General features: G+C 70.9%; 23 protein-coding genes and 1 other RNA gene. 8 read left to right on the top strand and 16 right to left on the bottom strand.

Annotated features, from left to right (window positions below; genetic code table 11):
- Positions 1 to 112: 112 nt before the first annotated feature.
- The 8 genes from EZ242_RS09895 to dnaX form a co-directional block, all read right to left on the bottom strand.
- Complete coding sequence (locus tag EZ242_RS09895) at positions 113 to 1,414, bottom strand: TRAP transporter large permease (RefSeq protein ID WP_135284968.1); 1,302 nt, start codon at positions 1,412 to 1,414, stop codon at positions 113 to 115.
- Positions 1,414 to 1,932, bottom strand: a complete 519-nt coding sequence (locus EZ242_RS09890; RefSeq protein WP_135284967.1) for a TRAP transporter small permease — start codon at positions 1,930 to 1,932, stop codon at positions 1,414 to 1,416. The genes EZ242_RS09895 and EZ242_RS09890 overlap by 1 nt, the downstream gene beginning before the upstream one ends.
- 22 nt (positions 1,933 to 1,954) lie before the next feature.
- Complete coding sequence (locus EZ242_RS09885) at positions 1,955 to 2,992, bottom strand: TRAP transporter substrate-binding protein (RefSeq protein ID WP_240787034.1); 1,038 nt, start codon at positions 2,990 to 2,992, stop codon at positions 1,955 to 1,957.
- A gap of 344 nt (positions 2,993 to 3,336) precedes the next feature.
- Positions 3,337 to 3,690: an Hpt domain-containing protein gene (locus EZ242_RS09880; protein ID WP_135284966.1), complete on the bottom strand. Its 354-nt coding sequence runs from the start codon at positions 3,688 to 3,690 to the stop codon at positions 3,337 to 3,339.
- A gap of 27 nt (positions 3,691 to 3,717) precedes the next feature.
- The gene (locus EZ242_RS09875) at positions 3,718 to 4,764 is read right to left on the bottom strand and encodes an ABC transporter substrate-binding protein (RefSeq protein WP_135284965.1); all 1,047 of its coding nucleotides are present in this window, start codon (positions 4,762 to 4,764) and stop codon (positions 3,718 to 3,720) included.
- 130 nt (positions 4,765 to 4,894) lie between these two features.
- On the bottom strand, positions 4,895 to 5,482 hold the full coding sequence (gene recR, locus EZ242_RS09870) for a recombination mediator RecR (protein ID WP_135284964.1): 588 nt from the start codon (positions 5,480 to 5,482) through the stop codon (positions 4,895 to 4,897).
- A 47-nt stretch (positions 5,483 to 5,529) separates the two neighbouring features.
- Positions 5,530 to 5,862 (bottom strand): YbaB/EbfC family nucleoid-associated protein, encoded by a 333-nt coding sequence (locus EZ242_RS09865; RefSeq protein ID WP_135284963.1) that lies wholly within the window; start codon positions 5,860 to 5,862, stop codon positions 5,530 to 5,532.
- Positions 5,863 to 5,874: 12 nt separating this feature from the next.
- Positions 5,875 to 7,830, bottom strand: coding sequence for a DNA polymerase III subunit gamma/tau (gene dnaX / locus EZ242_RS09860; RefSeq protein WP_135284962.1), 1,956 nt, complete (start codon positions 7,828 to 7,830; stop codon positions 5,875 to 5,877).
- Between the two features lie 86 nt (positions 7,831 to 7,916).
- On the opposite strand from dnaX, the gene ffs reads away from it, so the two are divergent.
- An RNA gene (gene ffs / locus EZ242_RS09855) (signal recognition particle sRNA small type) lies at positions 7,917 to 8,013 on the top strand.
- Positions 8,014 to 8,782: 769 nt separating this feature from the next.
- Here the strand turns inward: ffs and EZ242_RS09850 are convergent.
- The 4 genes from EZ242_RS09850 to fusA form a co-directional block, all read right to left on the bottom strand.
- On the bottom strand, positions 8,783 to 9,775 hold the full coding sequence (locus tag EZ242_RS09850; protein WP_135284961.1) for a Bug family tripartite tricarboxylate transporter substrate binding protein: 993 nt from the start codon (positions 9,773 to 9,775) through the stop codon (positions 8,783 to 8,785).
- A gap of 276 nt (positions 9,776 to 10,051) precedes the next feature.
- Positions 10,052 to 10,231, bottom strand: coding sequence for a hypothetical protein (locus tag EZ242_RS09845; protein WP_135284960.1), 180 nt, complete (start codon positions 10,229 to 10,231; stop codon positions 10,052 to 10,054).
- 93 nt (positions 10,232 to 10,324) lie between these two features.
- On the bottom strand, positions 10,325 to 11,065 hold the full coding sequence (locus tag EZ242_RS09840; RefSeq protein WP_135284959.1) for a phosphatase PAP2 family protein: 741 nt from the start codon (positions 11,063 to 11,065) through the stop codon (positions 10,325 to 10,327).
- Positions 11,055 to 13,100 (bottom strand): elongation factor G, encoded by a 2,046-nt coding sequence (fusA, locus tag EZ242_RS09835; protein ID WP_135284958.1) that lies wholly within the window; start codon positions 13,098 to 13,100, stop codon positions 11,055 to 11,057. The genes EZ242_RS09840 and fusA overlap by 11 nt, the downstream gene beginning before the upstream one ends.
- 148 nt (positions 13,101 to 13,248) lie before the next feature.
- On the opposite strand from fusA, the gene EZ242_RS09830 reads away from it, so the two are divergent.
- A complete protein-coding gene (locus EZ242_RS09830; protein ID WP_135284957.1) occupies positions 13,249 to 14,481 on the top strand; it encodes a bactofilin family protein in 1,233 nt (410 codons plus the stop codon).
- A gap of 4 nt (positions 14,482 to 14,485) precedes the next feature.
- Here the strand turns inward: EZ242_RS09830 and EZ242_RS09825 are convergent, their stop codons facing one another.
- Positions 14,486 to 15,037: a superoxide dismutase family protein gene (locus tag EZ242_RS09825; protein WP_135284956.1), complete on the bottom strand. Its 552-nt coding sequence runs from the start codon at positions 15,035 to 15,037 to the stop codon at positions 14,486 to 14,488.
- A gap of 192 nt (positions 15,038 to 15,229) precedes the next feature.
- On the opposite strand from EZ242_RS09825, the gene EZ242_RS09820 reads away from it, so the two are divergent.
- On the top strand, positions 15,230 to 15,739 hold the full coding sequence (locus EZ242_RS09820; RefSeq protein WP_167784704.1) for a hypothetical protein: 510 nt from the start codon (positions 15,230 to 15,232) through the stop codon (positions 15,737 to 15,739).
- On the opposite strand, the gene EZ242_RS09815 is transcribed toward EZ242_RS09820, so the two are convergent.
- Complete coding sequence (locus tag EZ242_RS09815; protein WP_135284954.1) at positions 15,711 to 16,961, bottom strand: TIGR03862 family flavoprotein; 1,251 nt, start codon at positions 16,959 to 16,961, stop codon at positions 15,711 to 15,713. The two genes, EZ242_RS09820 and EZ242_RS09815, sit on opposite strands and share 29 nt — an antisense overlap.
- A gap of 154 nt (positions 16,962 to 17,115) precedes the next feature.
- Between EZ242_RS09815 and trxA the strand changes: the two genes are divergently transcribed.
- From trxA to EZ242_RS09790, 5 genes are all read left to right on the top strand, one after another.
- Positions 17,116 to 17,448 (top strand): thioredoxin TrxA, encoded by a 333-nt coding sequence (trxA, locus tag EZ242_RS09810; protein WP_135284953.1) that lies wholly within the window; start codon positions 17,116 to 17,118, stop codon positions 17,446 to 17,448.
- Positions 17,449 to 17,646: 198 nt separating this feature from the next.
- Positions 17,647 to 18,912, top strand: coding sequence for a transcription termination factor Rho (rho, locus tag EZ242_RS09805; RefSeq protein WP_135284952.1), 1,266 nt, complete (start codon positions 17,647 to 17,649; stop codon positions 18,910 to 18,912).
- A 91-nt stretch (positions 18,913 to 19,003) separates the two neighbouring features.
- The gene (locus EZ242_RS09800) at positions 19,004 to 19,258 is read left to right on the top strand and encodes a type B 50S ribosomal protein L31 (RefSeq protein ID WP_135284951.1); all 255 of its coding nucleotides are present in this window, start codon (positions 19,004 to 19,006) and stop codon (positions 19,256 to 19,258) included.
- A gap of 112 nt (positions 19,259 to 19,370) precedes the next feature.
- Positions 19,371 to 21,041, top strand: coding sequence for a hypothetical protein (locus tag EZ242_RS09795; protein ID WP_420821241.1), 1,671 nt, complete (start codon positions 19,371 to 19,373; stop codon positions 21,039 to 21,041).
- Positions 21,038 to 22,396 (top strand): MATE family efflux transporter, encoded by a 1,359-nt coding sequence (locus EZ242_RS09790; RefSeq protein ID WP_276606536.1) that lies wholly within the window; start codon positions 21,038 to 21,040, stop codon positions 22,394 to 22,396. Before EZ242_RS09795 ends, EZ242_RS09790 begins: the two co-directional genes overlap by 4 nt.
- Here the strand turns inward: EZ242_RS09790 and phoR are convergent.
- Together phoR and phoB are read right to left on the bottom strand one after the other, a co-directional pair.
- Positions 22,356 to 23,702, bottom strand: coding sequence for a phosphate regulon sensor histidine kinase PhoR (phoR, locus tag EZ242_RS09785; protein WP_135284948.1), 1,347 nt, complete (start codon positions 23,700 to 23,702; stop codon positions 22,356 to 22,358). The genes EZ242_RS09790 and phoR overlap by 41 nt on opposite strands.
- On the bottom strand, positions 23,702 to 24,412 hold the full coding sequence (gene phoB, locus EZ242_RS09780; protein ID WP_135284947.1) for a phosphate regulon transcriptional regulator PhoB: 711 nt from the start codon (positions 24,410 to 24,412) through the stop codon (positions 23,702 to 23,704). Before phoB ends, phoR begins: the two co-directional genes overlap by 1 nt.
- Positions 24,413 to 24,418: the final 6 nt, after the last annotated feature.

The following is a 24,418-nucleotide window of genomic DNA, read 5'->3' as shown; positions in this document are numbered from 1 at the left end:
CTTTTCTTTGCCTACTTTCTTTTGGCGAAGCAAAAGAAAGTAGGTCGCCCGCCGGGGCGAGACCCGGCAAGCCACGAACGAAGCATCAGCTCGTCAAAGAGAGCACGCAGACCTACTCGATCAACCCCGGCAACCACAGCGCCACCCCCGGCACCGCACAGACAATCACCAGCCTCACGATATCCGCCGCGATGAACGGAAACGTCCCCCGGTAAATGCCGCCCAGGGTGATGTCCCGCGCTATCGAGTTGATGACGAACACGTTGATGCCGATGGGCGGGCAGATCATGCCGAAGGTCACGGCCATGACGATGATCACGCCGAACCAGATCGGATCGAAGCCCAGCTGCATCATGGCCGGGAACACGATGGGCACCGTGAGCAGGATCATGGCCAGTTCGTCCATGATCGCGCCGAGGATGAAGTAGCCCACCAGGATCAGCGCCAGCACGCCATAGGGGCCGATCGGCAGGCCGACCAGGAAGTCCACCGATTTCTGCGTGAACTGGGTGATGGTGAGGAAGTAGCCGAAGAGAAAGGCGCCGACCACGATGATCATGATGGCCGAGGACACGCGCAGCGTGTCGATCATGGCGGCCTTGATCTCGCGATAGCCCAGGCGCCGGCGCACGAGGCCGATCACGAGCGTTCCGGTGGCACCGACCCCTGCGCCTTCGGAGACGGTGAAGAGGCCGCCGTAGATGCCGCCCAGCACGAAGAGGAACAGCAGCACCACGGCCCACAGGTCCTTGAGGGAGGACAGGCGCTCGGACCAGGTGTGCGCTTCGCCGCGCGGGAGCAGGTCCGGCCGCAGGCGGCTGATGATCTGCACCACGGCAAAGTAGAAGGCCACGGCCATGAGGCCCGGGATCACGCCGGCGGCGAAGAGCTTCTTGATGTCGGTCTCGGTCATGATCCCGTAGAGCACGAAGATCACCGAGGGCGGGATCATGATGCCCAGCGTGCCGCCCGCGGCCACGAGGCCCGCCGAGAGGCCCGGGTGGTAGCCGGCACGGCGCATCTCCGGAAGCGCCACCTGCGCCATGGTGGCGGCGGTGGCGACCGAGGAGCCGTTGATGGCCGCGAAGCCCCCGCAGGCGGCGACCGAGGCCATGGCCAGGCCGCCGCGCAGGTGCCCGAGCCAGGCGCGGCCGGCCTTGAACAACTCGCCGCTCATGCCGCCGCGCGAAGCGAAGGCGCCCATGAGGATGAACATGGGGATGACGGTGAGGTTGTAGTCGGTCAGTACCGACAGGGGCACGTTGGCCAGCAGGTTCATGCCCGGGCCCCAGCTGGTCAGGGCCGCGAAGCCGCAGACGCCCGCGATGGCCATGGCGATGCCGATGGGCACGCGCAGGGCCATGAGGGCGAACATGCCCAAAAAGCCCAGGAGGGCGACAAGATCACGATCCATCAGACGTTGGCACGCGGTTCGTTGGGGGCGTCCTGGCCGTCCACCAGGTTCGGGATGAGCCGCTCGTCGCGACCGGTGGCGAGGTACACGAGCCGCACCAGGGCCAGCACGGCTGCCACCACGGCGCCGACCGCGGCCACGCCATAGAACCAGACCAGCGGCAGGCGCAGGTCCATGGTGCCTTGCGTGCCGGTGCTGCCGACCTTGATCCAGATCATCCAGGCCATGGGCGCGAGGAAGGCGAGCACGATGGCGGTGGCCAGCAGGTCGATGACGCGGCGTCCGCGCGCGCCCAGGTGTTCCCAGAGCAGATCGACGCAGATGTGGCTGCCGTAGTAGGTGGTCAGGGCCACGCCCCAGAACAGCGCGATGCCCTGCAGCATGCGGGCGCCATCGAACCAGTCCGGGATCTGGATGGCGAAGAGGTCACGCAGCAGCACGTTGCCCGCGGTGAGCAGCGCGATGGCGAGCAGGAAGAAGGCCGCCACCAGCTCGGTGGCGGCAAGGAAGCGATTCATCAAACCGTGGACCGCCCCGTGCTCAGTTGGCCTTGCGCGCGTCGATCTCGCGGCGCAGGTCGGCCAGGGCCTGCTGCCCGTTCACGCCGGTCTTGTCCACGGCCTGGGCCCACTGCACGTACAGGGGCTCGGCGGCCTTGCGCCATTGGTCCACCTGGGCAGGCGTGAGCTTGACGATGGTGTGGCCTGCGGTTTTTTCCAGCTTGGCCTGGCCGCCGTCCTCCAGGTCGCCCCAGCCGGCGCCGACCTTGGCCGCCCACTCGTTGTTGCAGTGGTCGTCGATCACCTTCTTCTGGCTGGCCGAGAGCTTGTCGTAGAAGCCCTTGTTCATGGCCCAGACGAAGTTGGAGGCGTACAGGCGCATGTCGCTGTGGTACTTCACCGCCTTGTCGATGCCGAAGCTGATCACCGATTCCCAGGGGAAGGACAGCGCGTCGGCCACGCCCTTTTCCAGCGCGTCGCGCGCCTCGGGCGCGGACACCTGCACGTTGGTGCCGCCCAGCAGCGACACGAAGGCGGCGTTGGTGCCGTTGGACGAGCGGATCTTCATGCCCTTGATCTGCGAGGGCTCGGTGATCGGCTTCTTGCTGTGGATGGTGCCCACGTGCAGGTGCGCCAGGCAGACCTTCACGTCCTTCATCTCGGTGGGCGCGTACTTGCGGTACCAGGCGTCCAGCGCGGCGGAGGCGGGGCCGGGCTTGCTCACCAGGAAGGGCAGTTCACCCGCGGCGATGATGGGGAAGCGACCCGCCTGGTAGCCGGGGTTGACGAAGGTCATGTCGGCGATGCCGTCACGCGCCATGTCGTAGTGGTCGGCGGCCTTGCCCAGTTGCTGCGCCGGGAAGATCCGGACCTTGATGGTGCCGTTGGAGGCCGCCTCGACCGACTTGGACCAGGGCTCCCACGCCGTCTTGAACATGGCGTGGTTGGGCGGCACCCAGTGCGCCAGCTTCAGTTCCACGGGCTTGTCCTGGGCGTGCGCGGCCAGGGCGGCGAGGCCGAGGGCCGTGGCGACGACGGTGGAACGCAGCGGGCCGGTGCGCTTGGATGCGGTGTTCACGGGGAGGCTCCTTCGTTATGACTTGAAACGATTCAAAGCCGCGTATGGTGCCCTGCCCCGCACCGCCGCGGGCCTAGTGTTTTCCCGCTGGCCCGGCCCCGGCAGGACCAGGTCCACGGCATGGGCCTCGGCCTTGTCGAGCGCATCGACGCCGGGCGCATGGACGCGGAGTCGTCCACCGCGAGAATGGATTGCATGCTTGTCCAGTGAAGCCGGAATCCGGCGTGCGTAGGAATACGCGCCGATTCTGGAAGTGGACGGCCCGGCTCGAAGCGGTGGCAAGGGGCGGGCTTGGGCCTCTTTTCGCGGCGCCGGCCCGAGGTGCGGTGCGCGCCCGCGAGGAATCAGCCCGCCGCCTCGACCTGCAGCAACACCTCTCGCGTGGTGTCGCTTCGCGCCAGGAGCTGCGCGTGCAGGCCGGGCACCCGGCGCGCGGCGCCCGCCTGCATGGCGTCGTCCAGCTCGCGGGCCGCCGCGGACAGCGGCTGGTCCTGCATCATGCCGGCCGCGCCCGCCAGCTTGTGCAGCGCGCCGCGCAGGACCTCGGCGCCGGCGCGCCCGGCCAGGCCGTCGGCGACGAGCTGGAGCTGCTGGTCCAGCGATTCACGGTACATGGCGACCATGCTGCTGCGCGTGGCCGCCGGCAGCAGGGCCAGGAGATCGCGCATGGCCTGCAGGCCGGCGGTGTTCGGAGGCATGACGGGAGGCTAGCACCCTGCCGCCGTTCAGGCGTGGAACTTGTCCTTGGCCCGCCGCGCGAAGTCATTGGTGTAGGCCCGACTGGCGTCGATGCGGTCGATGCGCACGGCGGCGTCGAAGCGCGCGACGGTGCGGATGGCGGTGCGGACGGCTTCGTCGGCCATCACGCCGTCGGGGGAGATGGCCTCGCGCACCTTGTTGAACGCCGCCAGGTACAGGGCCCGGTCGGCCATGAAGTAGGCCTCCGGCACCGTGCGGATGATGTCGCTCGGCCCGGCGGTCTGCAGCCACTTGAGGGCATGCACCACGCCGTTGGCCAGGGCCTGGCAGGTCAGCGGGTTCTTCTGGATGAACTCCTGCGGCGCGTAGAGGCAGCCCGCGGGCATGGGGCCGCCGAAGATCTCCTGCGTGCCCTTGAGCGTGCGGGTGTCGCCGATGATGCGCAGCTCGCCGCGCTGCTCCAGGTGGGTGATGACCGGGTCGGTGTGGGCGATGGCCTCCAGCTGCCCGGCGCGGAAGCTGGAGACCGCCTCCCACTGGGCCCCCAGGCCGACGTAGCTCACGTCCGCCGGGTCGAGCCCGCCGCGGGCGAGCACCAGGCGCGCCACCATGCCGGACATGAGCCCCGGCGCGGCGACGCCCACGCGGTGCCCGCGAAGCTGCGCCACGCCGCGAAAGCCGGGCATGGCGCGCGTGGACACGCCCACCGCCACCTGCGGTGCGCGCCCCTGCAGCACGAAGGACTGGAAGAACTGGCCGCGGCCCTGCAGCTGGACGACCTGCTCGAAGGGCCCGCAGACCACGTCCCCGGGCCCGGCGCCGCCGTCCTGCAGCGAACGGGCCGCCGGCGCCTGCTCGACGAACTCCACCTCCACGCCCTCGGCGCGGAAGTAGCCGAGCTGCTCGGCGATGGTCAGCGGCAGCGCGGGGATGGACGATCGGCTGCCGTGCACGATGGTCACGCGCGAGCGCTCCGGCCGCGCGCCCTGGGCACGCACCAGCGGCACGCCCACGGCCGCCGCGAAGACGGCTGCCGTGGTGAAGGTGCGGCGGCTGATGCGGCGGCTGGACATGGCTCCTCTCCTGGTGGGAACCCAGCTTAGCCAAGGGTCCCCGGCGCAGGCATCGGGACCATCCCCCTTGGGGTTTCCACCGTGGATTCGCCGCACGAAATCACACCGCCTCGGGGCGGCCCGCGGGGGCTCAGCGCCGGTCCACCAGCGCGTGGGCGATGGTGCCCAGGTCCACGTATTCGAGCTCGCTGCCGGCCGGAACGCCCCGCGCCAGGCGCGTGACCTTCAGGCCCCGGGCCTTGAGCGCCTCGCCGATGACGTGGGCCGTGGCCTCGCCCTCGGCGGTGAAGTTGGTGGCCAGGATGACCTCCTGCACCTCGCCGGCCGTGGCGCGCTCGAAGAGCGTGGACAGGCCGATGTCCTTGGGGCCGATGCCGTCCAGCGGGCTGAGCTTGCCCATGAGCACGAAATACAGGCCCCGGAACGCGCCCGTGCGCTCCACGGCAGCCTGGTCGGCCGGGGTTTCCACCACGCAGAGCTTGCTGCGGTCCCGCTGCGGATTGCGGCAGGTCTCGCAGACCTCGTCCTCGGTGAAGGTGTGGCACAGCGCGCAGTGGCGCATGCGGCTGGCCGCCTGCTGCAGGGCCTGGGCCAGCAGCTGCGCGCCCTCGCGGTCGTGCTGCAGCAGGTGGTAGGCCATGCGCGAGGCCGTCTTCTGCCCCACCCCGGGGAGGCGGCGCAGGGCCTCGATCAGCGCGGGGAGGGTGGGGGATGGCAAGGGGCTGGGGCCTGGAGGTGGTCGGGAGCGGGGCTCCCTGTGCGGGTCTAGAAGGGGAATTTCATGCCGCCGGGCAGGCCCGGCATGCCGGCGGTGATCTTGCCCATCTTCTCCTGGGAGGTCTCCTCGGCCTTGCGCACGGCGGCGTTGAAGGCGGCGGCGACCAGGTCTTCCAGCATGTCCTTGTCGTCGGCCAGGAGGCTGGGGTCGATCTCGACCCGCTTCACGTCGTGCTTGCAGGTCATGGTGACCTTGACCAGCCCGGCGCCGGACTCGCCGGTGACCTCGATGGTGGCGAGTTCGTCCTGCGCCTTCTTGAGGTTGTCCTGCATGGTTTGGGCCTGCTTCATGAGGCCGGCAAGCTGTCCCTTGTTGAACATGGTGGGTTTCCTTTAGCTGTGGGTGCCGTTCACCGGCTTGATGCTTCCGGGCACGATTCTCGCGCCGAAGTCCCGCATCATCTGTTGCACGAAGGGGTCCGCGTGGATGGCTTCCTCGGCCGCGCGCTGCCGCTCGGCGGCCGCGTGCGCATTGCGCCGCGCCGGGCTGTCGCTCACCGGGCCGATCTCCACCCCCAGCGTCACCGCGAAGCCCGCGCCCTGCAGCGCCGCCTGCAGGCGCTCGCGCGTGCTGGACTGGTTGAGCGATTCGCGCTCGATGCGCAGCAGCCAGTGGTCGGTGTCGCGCGCGACGAGCTGCGACTGCAGGGCCAGCTCGCGCACCAGCGCCGTCACGGCCTCGGCCGCCACGAGGGCCTGCACGGTGGCGTGCCAGAAGTCGCCCTCCTCGCTCGGCGTGAACGACGTGGCGCTGCGCTGCGCATAGGACGACTCGCGGGCGGGCTCGGGCGCCTGGCGCACCGGCACGCCGACGACCGGTGTGGCGGGGCGGCCGTCGGGTACGGCGCCGGGGCGACGGACCGGGGCGGCTGCGGAATCGACCACGGGGACGACCTGGCCGGGCGGGGCGGGGGCGACGGCGCGCGGGTCCTCCGGCTCGGCCCCTTCCCCCCCTGGGGGAAGGCTGGGATGGGGGCCACCCCCACCGGCTGCTTCGTCGGCGCGCGGGCCCTCGGCCTCCGCTCCTTCCCCCCCTGGGGGAAGGCTGGGATGGGGGCCACCCCTACCCACTGCACCGTCGGCGCGCGGGCCCCCACCCCTAGCCTCCCCCAGAGGGGGAGGGAGTGGCACAGCCGCAGGCGCCCTCACGGGCTCAGGCAGAGTTTTTTTTTCCGCCGTGGCCGCCTCGGCCGCGGGCTTGAAGGCCAGCAGGCGCAGCAGCACCATGGTGAGCGCCGCGTATTCGTCGGGCGCGAGGCCCAGCTCGGCGCGGCCATGCAGGCACAGGCTGTAGAGAAGCTGCGTCTCGTCGGCCGGCATGAGCCCGGCGAGGCGCGCGATCTCTGCCGCCTCCGGGTCCGTGTCATCGGCCGCCGAGGGCACCGCCTGCAGCACCGCCATGCGCTGCAGCACGGCGGTCATCTCCTCGAGCGTGGAGCCGGCCGAGAGCCCGTGCAGGCGCAGCTGCTCGCAGGTGTCCACCACCTCGCGGCCGTCGGCGCGGGCGAGCGCATCGAGCAGGCGGAACACATGGCTGCGGTCCGCGCTCCCCAGCATCTGGCGCACGGCGGCTTCCTCGATGCGGCCGCTGCCGAAGGCGATGGCCTGGTCCGACAGCGACAGCGCATCGCGCATGGACCCGCGCGCCGCGCGCCCGAGCAGGCGCAGCGCCGCGGCGTCGGCCGGCACGCTCTCGCGCTCCAGCACGCGGGCCAGGTGCTCCTGCACCGTCTCGGGGGCCATGGGGCGCAGGTTGAACTGCAGGCAGCGGGACAGCACCGTCACCGGCACCTTCTGCGGGTCCGTCGTGGCGAGCACGAACTTGAGGTACTCGGGCGGCTCCTCCAGCGTCTTGAGCATGGCGTTGAAGGCATGCCCGGTGAGCATGTGCACCTCGTCGATCATGAAGACCTTGAAGCGCCCCTGCACCGGCTTGTACACCGCCTGTTCCAGCAGGGACTGAACCTCGTCCACGCCGCGGTTGGAGGCCGCGTCCAGCTCGGTGTAGTCCACGAAGCGCCCGGAGTCGATGTCCATGCAGGCCTGGCACACGCCGCAGGGCTGCGCGGTGATGCCGCCCTGCCCGTCCGGCCCCTGGCAATTGAGCGACTTGGCCAGGATGCGCGACACCGTGGTCTTGCCCACGCCGCGCGTGCCGGTGAAGAGGTAGGCGTGGTGCAGCCGCTGCTGCGTCAGCGCATTGGACAGTGCCTGCACCACATGCTCCTGCCCCACCATCTCGCTGAACGTCTTCGGACGGTATTTGCGGGCCAGCACGAGGTAGGACATGGGCGGCGATTCTACGGGCCGGGGTGGGGTGTAAACCTTCGTGGTCCCAGGCAGAGCCGCCCCCCGCCTCGCCTACAATCGCCCCTGACGGGCCTCCCCGCATGGTGAAGCGGCCAAACGGGTCAGGTGGGGAACCAAGCAGCCCTAACTGTGTAGCCAGTGCCGGGGGTAAGGCTCGTCAACTTCTTCCACGCGTCTTCGTGCCGAGGCCCCCGATGCCGCGAAGCGCGCGTCCGCGCCAGCCGGGCGACTTCTCACCGGCTCGATCCCAGCCCTCCTCCGGGGTGAAGGTTGGAAGCCAACTCATGTTTGCTTTGATGGGCTTGCGCTGGCGGTGAATCGCTTCATGCGTGGCTTGCCGGGTCTCGGCCCGGCGGCCGACCTACTTTCTTTGCTTTGCCAAAGAAAGTAGGCAAAGAAAGGCGACCCGGGTGGCTGCGACCCCGCGGCTTCGCCGCGGGGCAACCTGCGCCGGAGCGCTTCGGCCGGGGTCCGCGTGAAACTCGCCCTGCGGGCTCAGACAGCACGCGGCCCTTGTTCCGGCCGAAGCCCTCCGGCGCAGGCGCATCCACACGGGCGGCAGAGAGGGACCGACACGGCCTGCGGCCGTGTCCTCGGGTTCTAGTCGGGGCCGAGCGCAGCGATGGCCCGCCCCCCTCCCCTGTGGACGTGCCGAGGAGCGCAGGGCGGCGGGGAAAAAGAAGCGGGCCGTGTCTGAGCCCGCAGGGCGAGTTTGGCCCGCTTCCCCCGCCGTCCGAGCACCGCAGGTGTCCCTCTTCACCGCGCAGCGGTGAAGAGGGACACGGCCACCGGGGTCGCCTTTTCTTTGCCTACTTTCTTTTGGCGAAGCAAAAGAAAGTAGGTCGCCCGCCGGGGCGAGACCCGGCTAGCCACGAACGAGTTAACGCCACCTAAGGAGCCAACTCACTCCCCAAGACATGCGCCGGCTCAACTACTCCGCCCGAATCCCAAACTCCTGAATCAGCTTCGAGTACCGCTTGTGATCCTCCGCATTCGCCCGCCCCAGCACCGCCGGCTCCCCCCCCACCGGCACCAGCGCCATGGTGGTCATGCGCGGAATGACATCCGGCATCTTGATGATGTCGTTCATCGCGGTGTTGAGCGTGCGGACCACGTTCTGCGGCAGCCCCTTCGGCCCCATGAGCCCCTGCCACGCACCGACCAGCACGTCGGGATAGCCCGCCTCGGCCAGCGTGGGCACGTTGGGCATCAGCGGCGAGCGCTTGGCGTCCGCCACGCCGATGGCGGCGAGCTTGCCGGAGGCGATGTGCTGGGCCACCGGGCCGAGGGTGGTGTACATGAAGGGGATGTGGCCGCCCACCAGGTCCACGATGGCCGGGGCGCTGCCGCGATACGGCACCTGCGCGATCTGCACGCCGGCGGCCTTGTTGAAGGTCTCGCCCAGGATGTGCATGGGTGAACCGCTGCCCGGGCTGGCGTAGCTGCGAATCTTGCCGGCCTTGGCGGCCTCGACGAGTTCCTTCACGCTGGTGACGCCGGTGGCCGTGTTCACCACCAGGAACAGCGACTGGCTGCCGGCCTGGATGATGGGCGTGAAATCGTTGACCGCGTCATAGGCCGGGCCGCTCGGGCCGGCCTTGATCACCAGCGTGGCGATGGAGATGGTGTTGGGCGTGAAGAGCAGCGTGTAGCCGTCCGGCGCGGCCTTGGCCACGTAGGCGTTGCCGATGGTGCCGCTGGCGCCAGGGCGGTTCTCCACGACCACGGGCTGGTTGAAGCGGGCGGCGAGTTTCTCGGCGTAGAGGCGCGCGAGGGCGTCGGTGTCGCCGCCGGCGGGGTAGGAGACCACCAGGTTGATCTGCTTGCTGGGATACGCCGCGCCCTGGGCCAGCGCGGGGCCGAAGGCAGCGAGGGCGCCGAGCCCGGCGAGGTTGGCAAGGGCGCGGCGGCGGGGAATGGGCATGAAGGCTCCTGGTGGGTACGACGGGACTGTCCGCGCCGGACTGTAGGGAGGCTGGGCGCCTGCGGCACGGGGGTTTGCACTGAGGGGCAAGCCGCGCGGAAGGCTTTCAGGCGCTTCGAGAGAACCTCAGGGCGAACGGATGGAGAGGGAAGGTTTGCGCAGACCCTTCGACAAGCTCAGGGCAAACGGATGGGAAGGGGATGTCTGCGGCCGCGGCCCATCGACGTTCTCAGGGCAAACGGATGGGACGCAAGTGGCCCCAGGCGAATTTGCGCTTCAATACTCGCCCAGCGAGCACTCCTGCAACTGCCACTCTCCGTGGGCATCCGTGGTGGCGATGAAGTCGCGCTTGACCTTGGGAACCGGGGCCCGGAACAGGAACGCGAGCACGCGGACCCAGAGCCGCTGGTCAGGGACCGTGAGGGTGACAAATCTGCTGTGTGCCGCAACTTGCATGGGGCTCATCCTCTGACTGGCTGAGCCATTGCGGTGTGGGACGAACGAGATGGCCGCTGTCAGCGTCGGCGTACAAGGCCCGCTTGCGGGGGCTCATGCCCCCTCGCCCTCGCCCTCCACCTGCCCGCGCCGCTGCAGCCAGCGCGTGACCAGCCAGACGAACAGGGCCCAGGCCGCGCCTACCGTCCAGCCGGCGAGGACGTCGGTGGGCCAGTGCACGCCCAGGTAGACGCGGCTGGTGCCCACAGCCAGCGTGACCAGCACCGCCACCGTGAGGACGTAGGACTTGACCGCCATGCGCTCCTGCACACGCGCCAGCAGCACGGCGAGGGTGAGGTAGGTGACGGCGGCCATCATGGAATGGCCGCTGGGAAAGCTCGCCGTGTAGACGATGGAGCCGTGCGGGACCAGCTCGGGGCGCGGGCGGTCGAAGCCCATCTTCAGCAGCGTGCTCAGGACCAGGCCGCCGCCCACGGCGACCAGCATCAGCCACATGGCGCGGTGCAGGCGCTGGATCCGGAAGTAGCCGGCGACCGCCAGCGTGATGCAGGCCAGCACGCCGACGCCGCCCAGGGCCGTGAAGTCGCGCCCCAGCTCCTCGACCCAGCCCGGGCCCAGCGGGTCGTCCAGCTGTCCCGGCGTGCGCAGCGCGAGCAGGATGGCCTGGTCGATGGCGTGGGTGTCGCCTTCCAGCACCTCGCCGGCCAGGGCCACGAAGGCCCAGAGCGCAGCGGCGACCAGGAGGATGAGGGCCACCGTCCAGAGCTCGACCCGCTCGCCGTAGCGGGCGTAGAGCGCGCGCGGGTCGAAGCGGTGCTGCGCCCTACTCCTCATCGCGCACCTTGTACTTGCCCACCAGCTCCTGCTGCACGGTGCCGGGCACCGGGTCGTAGTGCGACAGCGCCAGGGTGAAGCGCCCCTGCCCACTGGTCATCGCGTTCAGCCGCGACTGGTAGGTCATGAGCTCCGAGAGCGGCGCCTGCCCGCGCACCACGATCTGCCCGGCCGCCGCATGCGCGGTGCCGTTGACCTGCCCGCGCCGCGAGGAAAGATCGCCGGTGATGTCGCCCATGGCGGTTTCCGGCGCGGTGATCTCCACGTCCACCACGGGCTCCAGCACCACGGGCCGGGCCTCGCGCACCGCCGCCATGAGGGCCTTGCGGCCGGCGGTGACGAAGGCGATTTCCTTGCTGTCCACGGTGTGGTGCTTGCCGTCGTAGACCACGACGCGCAGGTCGGTGACTGGGTAGCCGGCGATCACGCCTTCGGCCAGGGCCTGGCGCACGCCCTTCTCCACCGCGGGCATGAACTGCGAGGGGATGACGCCGCCCTTGACCTGGTCCACGAAGTCGAAGCCCTCGCCGCGCCCGAGCGGCTCCACGCGCAGGAACACCTCGCCGAACTGCCCCGCCCCGCCGGTCTGCTTCTTGTGCCGATGGTGGCCCTCGGCCGGTGCGGTGATGCTCTCGCGGTAGGCGATGCGCGGTGGATGCGTCTCCACCTCCAGCTTGTAGACCTCGCGCAGCCGATCCAGCAGCACGCGCAGGTGCAGCTCGCCCAGGCCGTAGACGATGGTCTCGTGCGTGTTGGCGTCGCGCTCCAGCTTGAGGCACGGGTCCTCGTCCACCAGCTTGCCCAGCACGTCCCAGAGGCGCTGCTCGTCCCCGCGCCGCCGGGGCGCGATGGCCAGGCCGTGCACCGGCACCGGAAAGGCCAGCGGCTTGAGGTGGATGTGCTCGTCTTCCGCCGCGTCGTGCAGCACGGCGTCGTGGTGCAGGTCCTCCACCTTGGCAACGGCGCAGATGTCACCCGGCACGCCGTGCGTCACTTCCACGTGGTCCTTGCCCTGGAGCATGAAGAGGTGGCCGACCTTGAAGGGCTTGCGGGCGTGGCCGATGTACAGCTCGCTGCCGGGCGTGACGGTGCCCTGGTGGATGCGGAAGATGCCGAGCTTGCCCACGTAGGGGTCCACCGTGACCTTGAAGACATGGGCGAGCACGTGCAGGTCCGGCTCGGGCCTCGCGGTCACGGGCTCGGCCTCCTCTCCCTCGCCGCGCAGGAACAGCGGCGGGTTGCCTTCGCCGGGATGCGGCAGCAGCTTGTCGATCACCTCCAGCAGCTGCGGGACGCCCGCGCCGGTGCGCGCAGAGACGAAGCACACGGGGATGAGATGGCCTTCGCGCAGGGCCTGCTCCAGCGGCGCGTGCAGCTCGGTGGCGTCCACGTCGCCGTCGTTGAGGTAGCGCTCGACGAAGCCGGCGTCCACCTCCACCACCTGTTCGACCAGGGCGCGGTGCGCCGCATCGACGCTGGAGAAGTCGGCCTCGCCCTCGCGGCTGAAGAAGCAGTCCACCACCCGGCTGGCGTCGCCGGCCGGCAGGTTGACGGGCAGGCATTCGCGCCCGAAGGTCGATTGCAGCTCGGCCAGCAGGGCCTGCAGGTCGCTGCCGCCGTCGATCTTGTTGACGATGATCAAGCGATCGAGCTGCCGCTGCGCCGCATAGTCCATCATGCGCACGGCCATGGGCTCGATGCCGGTGGCGGCATTGACGACGACCGCCACGGTGTCCACCGCCTCCAGCGCGGGCAGCGCCTGCCCCAGCAGGTCCGGCGCGCCGGGGGTGTCGATGAGGTGGATTCGGGTGTCGCCGTGGTCCAGGTGCAGGACGGAGGCGACGAGCGAGTGTTGCATGCGCCGCTCGAGGACGTCGTGGTCGCTCACGGTGCTGCCCCGCTCGATGCTGCCGGCCGCGCCGATGGCGCCGGTGGCGGCCAGGAGGGCCTCGGCCAGCGTGGTCTTGCCGCCGGCGGCGGCGCCGGTGAGGGCCAGGGTACGGATCGCGGCGGTGCCGCGCGATGGGGTTGGCATGGCTTGTCTCCTCATCGGGCGGCAGGCGGGCCAACGTGGCTGGAAGCCCCCCGGGGCACCAGCGTAGGCCATGGCGGCAACGCGGGCAAGCCAGCCGCGCCGCCGGCTTGGCACGATGGCTGAAAAGTACGAACCAAGGAGTGATCCCATGACCCAAGCCACCGCAACCGTTTTCGCGCGGCGCCGCCTCCTCGGCGGGCTGCTGGCCCTGGCCGGAGCGCTGGCCCCGCTCTCGCCCATGCCGGCTGGCGCCCAGGTGCGCGGCGAGGCAGGCGATGGCGCGGCCGCCGTGCACATCGACCGCAACGTCTATACCGCCGGCGGGCAGGTGCGCCTGTCGGCCCCGGTGCCGGGCGACTTCTCCGCGGCGGGCGGCCGCGTGCTGCTGGACCAGCCGGTGGCGGGCGACGCCTCGCTGGCAGGCGGTTCGGTGGAGGTGCTGCAGCCCGTGGGCGAGGACCTGCGCGCGGGCGGCGGTGACGTGCACATCGACACCGCCATCGGCGGCGAGCTGCGGGTCATCGGCGGCAACGTGCGCCTGGGCCCGGCCACGCGCGTGGAAGGGCAGACACGGCTCTACGGTGGCGAGGTGTCCGTGGCGGGCCGGCTCGGGCAGGACCTGGATGCGCGCGCGCGCCGCATCGTGATCGACGGCGAGATCGCCGGCGACGCACGCCTTTCGGCCCAGACCATCGAGCTGGGTCCGCAGGCACGCATCCAGGGCGCGCTGCGCTACACCAGCGACAGCGAACTGCGGCGCGCCGAAGGCGCGGTGGTGACCGGTCCGGTCACGCGCGAGGACGCGCAGGCGGCCCCGCGCACCGAGCCGCGCGAGCCACGCATGCCGGCGCCCGTGCCGCGCGAGGCATCCCAGGCGTCGGCCTGGGCGGCCGGCATCGGCGCCGTGCTGTTCTTCCTGGGGCTGCTGGCCTTCGCGGCGGTGCTGCTGCTGGTGGCACCGGGCCTGGCGTTCCGCTCGGCCGAACGCATCCGAAGCCACCCGGGTGCGAGCCTCGGCCTGGGCCTGCTCGCCACGTTCGCGGTGCCGGTGATCGCGGGGCTTCTGTTCATCACCATCATCGGCATTCCGCTCGGGGTGATGGTGCTGTCGCTCCTGCCCTTGCTGCTCCTGCTGGGGCTGCTCCTGGGCGCCGTGTTCATCGCGCGGCTGCTTCGCCGCGCGATGCGCCGCCAGCCCCTGGGCGAGGGGCCGGGTCGCTTCGGCCTCGAACTGCTCTTCGTGGCCCTGGCCCTGCTGCTCGTCCTGCTGCTGGCCAACGTGCCGGTGGCCGGCGTGATCGCCATCGCGGCGGTCACGCTGGCCGGGCTGGGCGGCGGCATCCTGGAGGTGCAGCGCTGGCGCACCACCCGCGCGGCCTGACGCTTCAGGCGCGCGTGATCACGGCGCAGGCCAGGCGCGGGCCCGAGTCGCCCGCGGGCTGGCTGCGATAGTCGTCGGGGCCGGCATGCACGACAAGGCCGCGCCCGGTGACGGCATTGGCGCCACTGGCCACGCTCAGTGCCGGCAGCGTGACGTCGAAGCGGGCCACGCCCGCGGCGTCGGCTTTGAGGTTGGGCATGTCGCCGGCATGGTGCGCACCGTGCCCGGGCATGCCGTGCGGATGCCCACCGGGGTTGAAATGCCCGCCGGCGCTGGTGGCGTCGCGGCTGGAGCAGTCGCCCTTCTCGTGCACGTGGAAGCCGTGCTCCGAGTTGGGTTTCAGGCCCCGCACTTCGCCGGCCACGTGGACCCCGCCCTGGCGCTGCGTGAAGGTGGCGGTGCCGGTGACCTGGTTGCCGGCGGTGGGCTGCAGGCGGGCGACCGCCTGGGGCGCGGCTGAACCGCCCCCCATGCCGCCCATGCCGCCCATGCCGGTGCCGCAACCGGCCAGCAGCGCGGCGCAGGCCGCGAAGGTGAAGAGGTGCTTGTTGTTCATGATGTCTCCTTGCTTGGCTGGGTGGGTGGAGCACTTGCACGGTGGCCGTGCCGGCCCGCCGCATCTTAGGTCGTGGCGGCCGGCTCGTGGATAAGACGCCGACTACACGCGGCCGAGCCACGATCCCACTCGAGCCCGACGGCGGGCGATCTACTCTGCTTGCAAACAGAGAGACAGACAGGGAGGTTCGCCATGGCACTCGTCGCACCGTGCGCGGGTCGGCCCGGGTCCCAGGCCCGGGTGAAATGGAAGCGTTTGGCCGCCTGCACCGCGCTGCTGGCCGGGCCCGCGATCGCTGCGCCACCGGAGCCGCCGCCGGGTTCTGCCGCGCTGCCGCATATCGACCTGCTCCTGCTGGCCCAGCCGGCATCGGGCCCTCCCACCCAGATCGCCAGCCTGGCACCCGAGCGCGCCTCGGCGGTCCAGCCGGCGGTCCTGAACCTCGGCCTGCGCTGGCGCCCCGCCCCGGTCGCGGGACGGCAGTTCGACGCCCAGGTCTGGCACCGCGTCACGCCCACGCCCCGCTTGGACGGCGCGCTGGATGACGAGCCGCTCTACGGCGCCCGCGTGGAAATGCAGCTGTCCGCGCCGCGGCGGGTGTCGCTGCGCGATCTCCTGGGCATGCAGTTGGACAACGGCGCCCGCGTGTCACTGCGACCGCGCAAGGGCAAGGTCAGCCTGTACTACCGGATGCAGTTCTGAGGGACAGCCAGTCCCGCACCCCGCCCGCCGCGCGCCGCCCCGTGGCGAAGCTCGCGGTGAGCAGGTACCCGCCGGTGGGCGCCTCCCAGTCCAGCATCTCGCCGGCGCAGAAGACGCCGGGGCAGGCCCGCAGCATCAGGCCGTCATCGAGCGCGTCGAAGCGCACGCCGCCGGCGGTGCTGATTGCCTCCTCGAGCGGCCTCGGCCGGGCCAGGCGCAGCGGCAATGACTTGATGGCCGCGGCCAGGCGCCCGGGCGCCTGCATGTCCTCGCGCGGCAGGCACTCGTACAGCAGCGACAGCTTGATGCCGTCCAGGCCCAGCCGGCTCTTGAGGTGGCTGGACAGCGAGCGCGAACCGCGCGGATGCGCCACTTCGGCCAGGACCTGCGCGGGCGTGCGCGCAGGCAGCAGGTCGATGTGCAGCAGAGCCTCCCCCTCACGGGCGATGCGCTCGCGCAGGGCCGCCGAAGCCGCATAGACGAGGCTGCCCTCGATCCCCGTGGCGGTGGCGACGAACTCGCCGCGCCGCATGCGGCCGTCCACCTCGATGGCCACCGTCTTCAGGGGCTGGCCCGCATGGCGGCTCGCGAAGTGCTCGCTCCAGCCGCCCGCCACGTCGAAGCCGCAGTTGGACGGCGCGAGCGGCGCGACCGCCACGCCCTGCGCTTCGAGCAGCGGCACCCAGGCGCCGTCCGAGCCGAGGCGCGGCCAGCTCGCGCCGCCCAGGGCGAGCACCACGGCGCGGGCCTCGTGCGTCTGCTCGCCCGCAGGGGTGAGGAAGCGAAGCACCGGCGGCGCGGCCTCCGAGGTGCGGGCCTCGAAGCCGCACCAGCGATGCCGCATGTGGAACACCACGCCCGCCGCGCGCAGCCGGTGCATCCACGCGCGCAGCAGGGGCGCGGCCTTCATCTCGCGCGGAAAGACCCGGCCCGAGCTGCCCACGAAGGTCTCGATGCCCAGGCCCGCGGCCCAGCCGCGCAGGGCCTCGGGGCCGAAGTCGCGCACGGCCTGCGCCAGCAGCGGCTCGGCCGGCCGGAAGCGGCGCAGGACATCGTCCAGCGGCTCCGAATGCGTGAGGTTCAGGCCGCCCCGGCCGGCCAGCAGGAACTTGCGCCCGGCCGAGGGCATGGCGTCGAAGACGTGCACCGCCAGGCCCGCCTGCGCGAGGCACTCGGCGGCGGCCAGGCCCGCCGGGCCGGCGCCGATCACGGCGACGGTCATACCAGCGCCACGCTGCGGTGGGCGGATGCGTGCGTCGCTATCGCATCCATAGCATTCCAGGCCGAGCGGGGGCGCGCTGCGGGAAAGAGGTTTCTGTCACAATGCCCGCACTGTATCCGCCGGCGGCAGGGCCGCCGCAACCAGGAAGCGCATCATGGCCAGCGATCTCATCAAGCACATCTCCGACAAGTCCTTCGAGTCCGACGTCCTGCAGTCCGACAAGCCCGTGCTGGTCGACTACTGGGCCGAGTGGTGCGGCCCCTGCAAGATGATCGCCCCCATCCTGGACGAGGTGTCCACCGCCTACCAGGACAAGCTGGTGGTCGCGAAGATGAACGTCGACGAGAACCGCGACATCCCGGCCAAGTTCGGCATCCGCGGCATCCCCACGCTGATGCTGTTCAAGGGCGGCCAGCTCGCCGCCACCAAGGTCGGCGCCATGAGCAAGGCTCAGCTCACCGCCTTCATCGACCAGCAACTCGCGTGAACCCCAGCCACGGTCGGCAAAGCCAAGGGCCCCTCGGGGCCCTTTTTTCATCCCTATAATGCCCGTCATTCACTGGCGCCGGCCTTGGCGGCCAGTTCGAGTTCCGGTTCGTGAGGCAACCCTCGGCCTCGCTTTCGAACCTTCCCCGTTCATCCCCAACAAGAACTCCGCAAGGGGTGTCATCGCGAGTCCCACGCCATGCACTTAAACGAACTCAAGGCCCTGCACGTCTCCGAAGTCCTCAAGCAAGCCGAAGAGCTCGAGATCGAGAACACCGGGCGCATGCGCAAGCAGGAGCTGATGTTTGCCATCATCAAGAAGCGCGCTCGCGCGGGTGAACAGGTCTTCGCCGACGGCGTGCTGGAGATCCTGCCCGACGGCTTCGGCTTCCTGCGCAGCCCCGACACCAGCTACACCGCCAGCACCGACGACATCTACATCTCGCCCAGCCAGGTGCGGCGCTTCAACCTGCACACCGGCGACATGATCGAGGGCGAGGTGCGCACGCCCAAGGACGGCGAGCGCTACTTCGCCCTCACCAAGCTTGACAAGGTCAACGGCCGCGCGCCGGAGGACAACAAGCACAAGATCATGTTCGAGAACCTCACGCCGCTGTTCCCGCGCGAGCAGATGAAGCTCGAGCGCGACGGCATCAAGGGCGAGGAGAACATCACCGGGCGCGTGATCGACATCATCGCCCCCATCGGCAAGGGCCAGCGCGCGCTGATCGTCGCGCCGCCCAAGAGCGGCAAGACGGTGATGATGCAGCACATCGCCCATGCCATCTCGGCCAACTACCCGGACAGCTACATGATGGTGCTGCTGGTGGACGAGCGGCCCGAGGAAGTGACCGACATGCAGCGCTCGGTGAAGGCCGAGGTCATCGCCTCCACCTTCGACGAGCCCGCCGCCCGCCACGTGCACGTGGCCGAAATGGTGATCGAGCGCGCCAAGCGCCTGGTGGAGCTGAAGAAGGACGTGGTGATCCTGCTGGACTCCATCACCCGGCTGGCCCGCGCCTACAACAACGTGGTGCCCTCCTCGGGCAAGGTGCTCACCGGCGGCGTGGACTCCAACGCGCTGCAGCGCCCCAAGCGCTTCCTCGGCGCGGCGCGCAACGTGGAGGAAGGCGGCTCGCTCACCATCATCGCCACGGCGCTGATCGACACCGGCAGCCGCATGGACGAAGTGATCTTCGAGGAGTTCAAGGGCACCGGCAACTGCGAGCTGCACCTGGACCGGCGCCTGTACGAAAAGCGCGTGTTCCCCTCCATCCAGCTCAATCGCTCCGGCACCCGCCGCGAGGAACTGCTCCTGGCGCCCGAGATCCTGCAGAAGACCCGGATCCTGCGGCAGTTCATGTACAACATGGACGAGATCGAAGCCATGGAGATGGTGCTCAAGTCCATGAAGGCCACGAAGACCAACGTGGAGTTCTTCGACATGATGCGCCGGGGTGGCTGAACCCCGGCCGCCGCTATAATCGCCGGTTTCCCGCGGAAAGTAGCCCGGATCGGCCGGACCGGCTCCCGCACCTGCAACCAGGACCTCTTTCATGCAAGAAGGCAAGCACCCCAACTACCGCGAAGTCCTCTTCGTGGACCTCTCCAACGGTTTCAAGTTCGTCACGCGCTCGTGCTGCAACACCCGCGAGACCGACACCTTCGAGGGCAAGGAATACCCCCTCTACAAGCTGGACACCTCCAGCGAGTCGCACCCCTTCTACACCGGCACGCAGAAGTCGGTGGACACCATGGGCGGCCGCGTCGAGAAGTTCCGCAATCGCTTCGGCAAGACCGCCGCCAAGTAAGCCGGCGCGCGTTCCGAACCAGGGCAGCCCGGGTGACCGTGCTGCCCTTTTTCTTGCGCCTTTTCCAAGCAGCCTCCACGCCGACCGAGTGAACCACCCCACGCCTGCCATCGTGGCCCAGCACGCCGTGCGGCCCCTGCCGCGCGGGGCGCTGCTGCTGCTGTGCGTGGCCTACGTGCTGCCCGGCTTCGTCGGGCGGGAGCCCTGGAAGGCGCAGGACATGACGGCCTTCGGCTACATGCTGGCGCTGGCGCAGGGAGAGGCGGCGTGGATGGCACCCACCCTGCTCGGGCAGCCGCCGCAGTTCGAGTCGCTCCTGGCCTACTGGCTGGGCGCCTGGGCCATCATGGCGGCGCCCCCGGGCGTCCCGGCCGACGTCGCCGCCCGCGTGCCCTTCGTGGCCCTGCTGGTGCTCACGCTGGCCTGCACCTGGTGGGGCCTGTACCACCTGGCCCGCCGACCCGGCGCGCAGCCGGTGGCCTTCGCCTTCGGCGGCGAGGCGCGGCCCACCGACTACGCCCGCGCCCTGGCCGACGCCGGACTGCTGGCCCTGATCGCCAGCCTGGGGCTCGCCCAGCTCTCGCACGAAACCACCCCCGCCCTCGCCCAGCTGGGCTGCACGGCCCTCGTCTTCTACGGCCTGGCGGCGCTGCCGCGGGCGGCACCCTGGCCCTGGATCGGCCTGCTCCTGGGCCTGCTCGGCCTCGCGCTCGCGGGCGCTCCCACGCTGGCCGTCCTGTTCGCGACCCTTGGCGCCGCGCTGCTGTGGCTGGAAGGTCGCGAACGGGGTGCCGCGCTGCCTTTCGAGACCGCCCGCGCCCGGCGGGCGACGGTGCTGGGCGTGCTGGCGGCCGGTGCCGGCGTGGCGGCCGTGGTGGGCGTGCTGGACCTGTGGCGCTGGCGCCTGGACGGCTGGGACCGCGACTGGCCCAGCTTCGCCCGCCTGCTGCTGTGGTTCACCTGGCCGGCCTGGCCGCTGGCGGCCTGGACCGTGTGGCGCTGGCGGCACCGCTTGCAGAGCCGCCACGTGGCGCTGCCCCTGGGCTTCGGGGTCATCACCCTCGGATTCGCGCTCGCCAGCGTACCGAGTGACCGCGCCCTGCTGCTGGGCCTGCCGGCGCTCGCCGCACTCGCGGCTTTTGCCTTGCCCACGCTGAGCCGGACGGTTTCCGCGCTGGTGGACTGGTTCACGCTCCTCTTCTTCACGGGCTGCGTGCTGGTGATCTGGGTCGTGTGGATTTCGCTGCAGACGGGCGTGCCGGCCAAGCCGGCTGCCAACGTGCTGCGGCTGCTGCCGGGCTTCGAGCCCCGCTTCACGGTGGTCGCCTTCGCGGCCGCCCTCGCCGGGACTCTCGCCTGGGGCTGGCTGGTGCGCTGGCGCGTGGGACGCCACCGTTCGGCGCTGTGGAAGTCGCTGGTGCTGCCGGCCGGCGGCGCGGCGCTGTGCTGGCTGCTGGTGATGTCGCTGTGGCTGCCGGTGCTGGACTACGCGCGCAGCTACGTGCCTTCGGTCAGCGGCATCGTGGCGGCCCTGGACCGCCCGGGCTGCGTCGAGGTGGCCGGCCTCACGCGCGCGCAGGTGGCGGCCCTGCGCCACCACGGCGAGCTGCGGCTGCGCGAGGCCGGGGCCAGCCCGCAGTGCCCCTGGCGCGTGCTGGCCGCGGCCGTGACGCCGGACGAGGAGGCGGCCCTGGCCATGGACCGCTGGCAATGGGTGACCACGGTGCGCCGTCCGCGCGACGCCGACGACACCCTGCGCCTGTACCGCCGCGCATCGCCGTGACGACGGGCACGCGCGCAGGAGAAGTCCGCACCATCGCCCGGCACGCCGGCACGGTGTTCGCCGGGCAGGTGGCGGTGATGGCCTTCGGCGTCACCGACACGCTGGTCGCAGCCCGCTACGCACCGCAGGCGCTCGCTGCGCTGTCGGTGGCCTCGGCCGTGTTCATCAGCGTGTTCGTGGGCCTCATGGGCGTGCTGCAGGCCCAGCTGCCGGTCTGGGCGCACCTGCGCGGCGCGGCACGGCACGAGGAACTCGGCCGCTCGGTGCGGCAGTCGCTGTACCTGTCGGCGCTCACGGCCGCCGTGGGGATGCTGGCGCTGCTCTTTCCCGGGCCGCTGCTGCGCGCCACGCAGGTGCCACCCGAGCTGCAGGGACCGGTGCGCGACTACCTGGCCATCCTGGCCTTCGCGCTGCCGCCGGCCCTGCTCTTTCGCCTCTACAGCACGCTGAACCAGAGCCTGGGCAAGCCGGTCCTGGTCACCTGGATCCAGGTCGCTTCGCTGGCGGTGAAGGTGCCGCTGTCGATCTGGTTCGTCTTCGGCGGGCTCGGCCTGCCCGCCCAGGGTCTTGCGGGCGCGGCCTGGGCCACGCTCACCGTCAACAGCCTCATGGTGGGGGTGGCGGTACTGCTGCTGCGCGGCGCGGCCCTGTACCGGCCCTACGACATCTGGCGTCGCCTGGAGCCTCCCCACGTGCCGACACTGCGCGGCTTCCTGCGCCTGGGCGTGCCCACGGGGCTGGCGATCATGGTGGAGGTGACCTCCTTCACGCTCATGGCGCTCTTCATCGCTCGCCTGGGCACCGTGGCCGCGGCCAGCCACCAGGTGGCGGCCAGCCTCACGGGCCTGCTGTACATGATGCCGCTGTCCCTGGGCATTGCGGCCAGCGCGCGCGTGAGCTACTGGCTGGGTGCGAACGAGCCCGCACGGGCACGGCAGGCGCTGCGCCTGGGGCTGCAACTGGCGCTGTCGCTCTCGCTGACCAGCGCACTGGCGCTGGTGCTGCTGCAGCAGCCGCTCGCGCGCCTGTTCGCCGGGCCCAACCCGCCGGTGGTCGCCCTCGCCGCGGCGCTGCTGCCCTGGGTGGCGGCCTACCACGTGTTCGACTCGCTGCAGGCGGTGTGCGTGTTCGTCCTGCGCAGCTTCGGCATCGCGACGGCCTCGCTGGTGGTGTATTGCCTGCTGCTCTGGGGCGTGGGGCTGGGGGGCGGCTACCTGCTGGCCTACCAGGGCCTGCCCGGGATCGCGCCGCTGCAGTCGCCGCGGGCCTTCTGGGGCGCCGGTGCCCTCGCCCTGGTGCTCACGGCGCTGTCGTTCATGGCGCTGCTCTGGCGAGCGTCGCGCGCGACGCGGTGACGGCCGGCCGCACGCGCGCGGGCGGCAGCTGGAAGCCGAAGGTCGATCCCGCACCCGGTGTGCTGGCCATGCGCAGTTCGCCGCCATGGCGCTGCACCACGTGCTTGACGATGGCCAGGCCCAGGCCGGTGCCGCCGGTTTCGCGCGAGCGGCTTCGGTCCACGCGGTAGAAGCGCTCGGTCAGGCGCGGCAGGTGCTCGGCCTCGATGCCCGGGCCGGTATCGCGCACGCTGAAGGCCAGGCCGGCTTCGGCGCTGCCGCTCCAGGTGACCTCGATGCGGCCGCCGGCCGGCGTGTAGCGGATGGCATTGCCCACGAGATTGCTCACCGCACTCAGGAGTTCGGTCGCCATGCCGGCGACCTCCAGGGCGGGTGCCGGGCCGAACACCAGCGTGTGACCCTTGCCCAGGGACTCCGTGAGCGCGCGGGCATCGGCCTCGCACTGCGCGGCCAGCGAGCCCACGCCCACCCACTCGCCCAGGCCGGGTATGGGGCTGCCTTCCAGGCGCGAGAGGGTGAGCAGGTCGTTGACCAGGCCTTGCATGCGCTCGGCCTGCCGGGCCATGAGGCCCAGGTAGCGCGAGCGCTCCTCGGCGGACAGGGGCAGGCTTTGCAGCGTCTCCACGAAGCCGGTGAGCACCGTGAGCGGCGTGCGGATCTCGTGCGAGACGTTGGCGACGAAGTCGCGCCGCATGGTCTCGGCCTGCTCCAGGGCCGTGACGTCGCGCGAGAGCAGGAGCTTGCGGCCCTCGCCGTAGGGATGCAGCTGCACGGAGATGCGGCTCGGGCGCGAGGCCGGGCCACCGCGCCCCGGGATCACGATGTCGTGGCCGTAGTCGCCGCTGGCGTAATAGGCGGCGAAGCCCGGGTCGCGCAGCAGGTTGCCGATGAGTTGCATCAGATCGCGCTGCGCGTCGAAACCCAGGTGCAGGGCGGCGGTCTGGTTGCACCACTCGATGTGGCCCGCAGCGTCGAGCAGCACCACGCCATTGGGCGAGGCCTGGATGGCGGCCAGGAATTCCTGCAGGCGCAGCTGGGCCTGGGCGGTGTCCTTCTCGCGGGCACGCAGCGCGCGGCGGGCATGGTCAGCCACGTCGCCCCACAAACCCCAGAGCCGGGGCGGCGGGCCGGCCTCGGGGCGGCGCAGCCAGCGCAGCACGCGCAGGCCGCGCCACAGGTCCATCAGCACCCACAGCGTGGCCGCCAACGCGAGGCCCAGGGCGGCCCCCCAGCCGCGCATCCAGTAGGCGCCCAGCGACCCACCGACCGCGAGCAGCAGCAGGAAGCTTGCGAGGCGCCAGGCCATCAGGCGCTGCGGGTGTCCGTGGTCACGGGCCTGGCCAGGCGGTAGCCGGCTCCGCGCACGGTCTCGACCATGCTGCCCGCCTCGCCCAGCGCTTCGCGCAGGCGCTTGACGTGGACGTCCACGGTGCGCTCCTCGATATAGACGTGGTCGCCCCAGATCTTGTCGAGCAGCTGCGCGCGGCTGTGCACGCGCTCGGGATGCTTCATCAGGTAGTTGAGCAGCCGGAATTCCGTGGGCCCGAGCTTGAGCGGCTGGCCGCGCCAGCTCACGCGGTGCGTGGCGGCGTCGAGCGTGAGCTCGCCGAGCGTGACGGCGTCGTTGACCTGCTCCGGCGCGCGGCGGCGCAGCACGGCGCGGATTCGCGCCAGCAGCTCCTGCGTGGAAAAGGGCTTGGTGATGTAGTCGTCCGCGCCGGCATCCAGGCCCGCGACCTTGTCGGGCTCGTCGCCGCGGGCGGTGAGCATGAGGATGGGGATGCCCTTGGTGCGGGCGTCGGCGCGCCACTTGCGGGCCAGCGCGATGCCGCTCTGGCCCGGGAGCATCCAGTCCAGGAGGATGACGTCGGGCAGCGCCGCATCGAGCTCGCGCTGGGCGGCGCTGCCGTCCTCGCTCCAGGTGGGCGCGAAGCCGTTGTGCCGCAGGTTGACCGCGATCAGCTCGGCGATGTGCGGCTCGTCCTCGACGATGAGGACCCGGGGGTGCAGTTTCATGCCTTC

This window comes from Ramlibacter rhizophilus (assembly GCF_004681965.1).
Taxonomy (GTDB): Bacteria; Pseudomonadota; Gammaproteobacteria; order Burkholderiales; family Burkholderiaceae_C; genus Ramlibacter; species Ramlibacter rhizophilus.
This window is presented reverse-complemented; position numbering and strand designations above follow the sequence as displayed.

Excerpts from the sequence above, each read along its gene's own strand:
- EZ242_RS09895 (WP_135284968.1), bottom strand. The coding sequence starts at position 1,414 with ATGGATCGTGATCTTGTCGCCCTCCTGGGCTTTTTGGGCATGTTCGCC.
- EZ242_RS09830 (WP_135284957.1), top strand. The coding sequence starts at position 13,249 with ATGACCCAAGCCACCGCAACCGTTTTCGCGCGGCGCCGCCTCCTCGGC.
- phoR (WP_135284948.1), bottom strand. The coding sequence starts at position 23,702 with ATGGCCTGGCGCCTCGCAAGCTTCCTGCTGCTGCTCGCGGTCGGTGGG.
- rho (WP_135284952.1), top strand. The coding sequence starts at position 17,647 with ATGCACTTAAACGAACTCAAGGCCCTGCACGTCTCCGAAGTCCTCAAG.
- fusA (WP_135284958.1), bottom strand. The coding sequence starts at position 13,100 with ATGCCAACCCCATCGCGCGGCACCGCCGCGATCCGTACCCTGGCCCTC.
- EZ242_RS09845 (WP_135284960.1), bottom strand. The coding sequence starts at position 10,231 with ATGCAAGTTGCGGCACACAGCAGATTTGTCACCCTCACGGTCCCTGAC.
- EZ242_RS09825 (WP_135284956.1), bottom strand. The coding sequence starts at position 15,037 with ATGAACAACAAGCACCTCTTCACCTTCGCGGCCTGCGCCGCGCTGCTG.
- EZ242_RS09890 (WP_135284967.1), bottom strand. The coding sequence starts at position 1,932 with ATGAATCGCTTCCTTGCCGCCACCGAGCTGGTGGCGGCCTTCTTCCTG.
- EZ242_RS09815 (WP_135284954.1), bottom strand. The coding sequence starts at position 16,961 with ATGACCGTCGCCGTGATCGGCGCCGGCCCGGCGGGCCTGGCCGCCGCC.
- phoB (WP_135284947.1), bottom strand. The coding sequence starts at position 24,412 with ATGAAACTGCACCCCCGGGTCCTCATCGTCGAGGACGAGCCGCACATC.
- EZ242_RS09865 (WP_135284963.1), bottom strand. The coding sequence starts at position 5,862 with ATGTTCAACAAGGGACAGCTTGCCGGCCTCATGAAGCAGGCCCAAACC.
- EZ242_RS09800 (WP_135284951.1), top strand. The coding sequence starts at position 19,004 with ATGCAAGAAGGCAAGCACCCCAACTACCGCGAAGTCCTCTTCGTGGAC.
- EZ242_RS09840 (WP_135284959.1), bottom strand. The coding sequence starts at position 11,065 with ATGAGGAGTAGGGCGCAGCACCGCTTCGACCCGCGCGCGCTCTACGCC.
- EZ242_RS09820 (WP_167784704.1), top strand. The coding sequence starts at position 15,230 with ATGGCACTCGTCGCACCGTGCGCGGGTCGGCCCGGGTCCCAGGCCCGG.
- dnaX (WP_135284962.1), bottom strand. The coding sequence starts at position 7,830 with ATGTCCTACCTCGTGCTGGCCCGCAAATACCGTCCGAAGACGTTCAGC.
- EZ242_RS09875 (WP_135284965.1), bottom strand. The coding sequence starts at position 4,764 with ATGTCCAGCCGCCGCATCAGCCGCCGCACCTTCACCACGGCAGCCGTC.
- trxA (WP_135284953.1), top strand. The coding sequence starts at position 17,116 with ATGGCCAGCGATCTCATCAAGCACATCTCCGACAAGTCCTTCGAGTCC.
- EZ242_RS09850 (WP_135284961.1), bottom strand. The coding sequence starts at position 9,775 with ATGCCCATTCCCCGCCGCCGCGCCCTTGCCAACCTCGCCGGGCTCGGC.
- EZ242_RS09880 (WP_135284966.1), bottom strand. The coding sequence starts at position 3,690 with ATGCCTCCGAACACCGCCGGCCTGCAGGCCATGCGCGATCTCCTGGCC.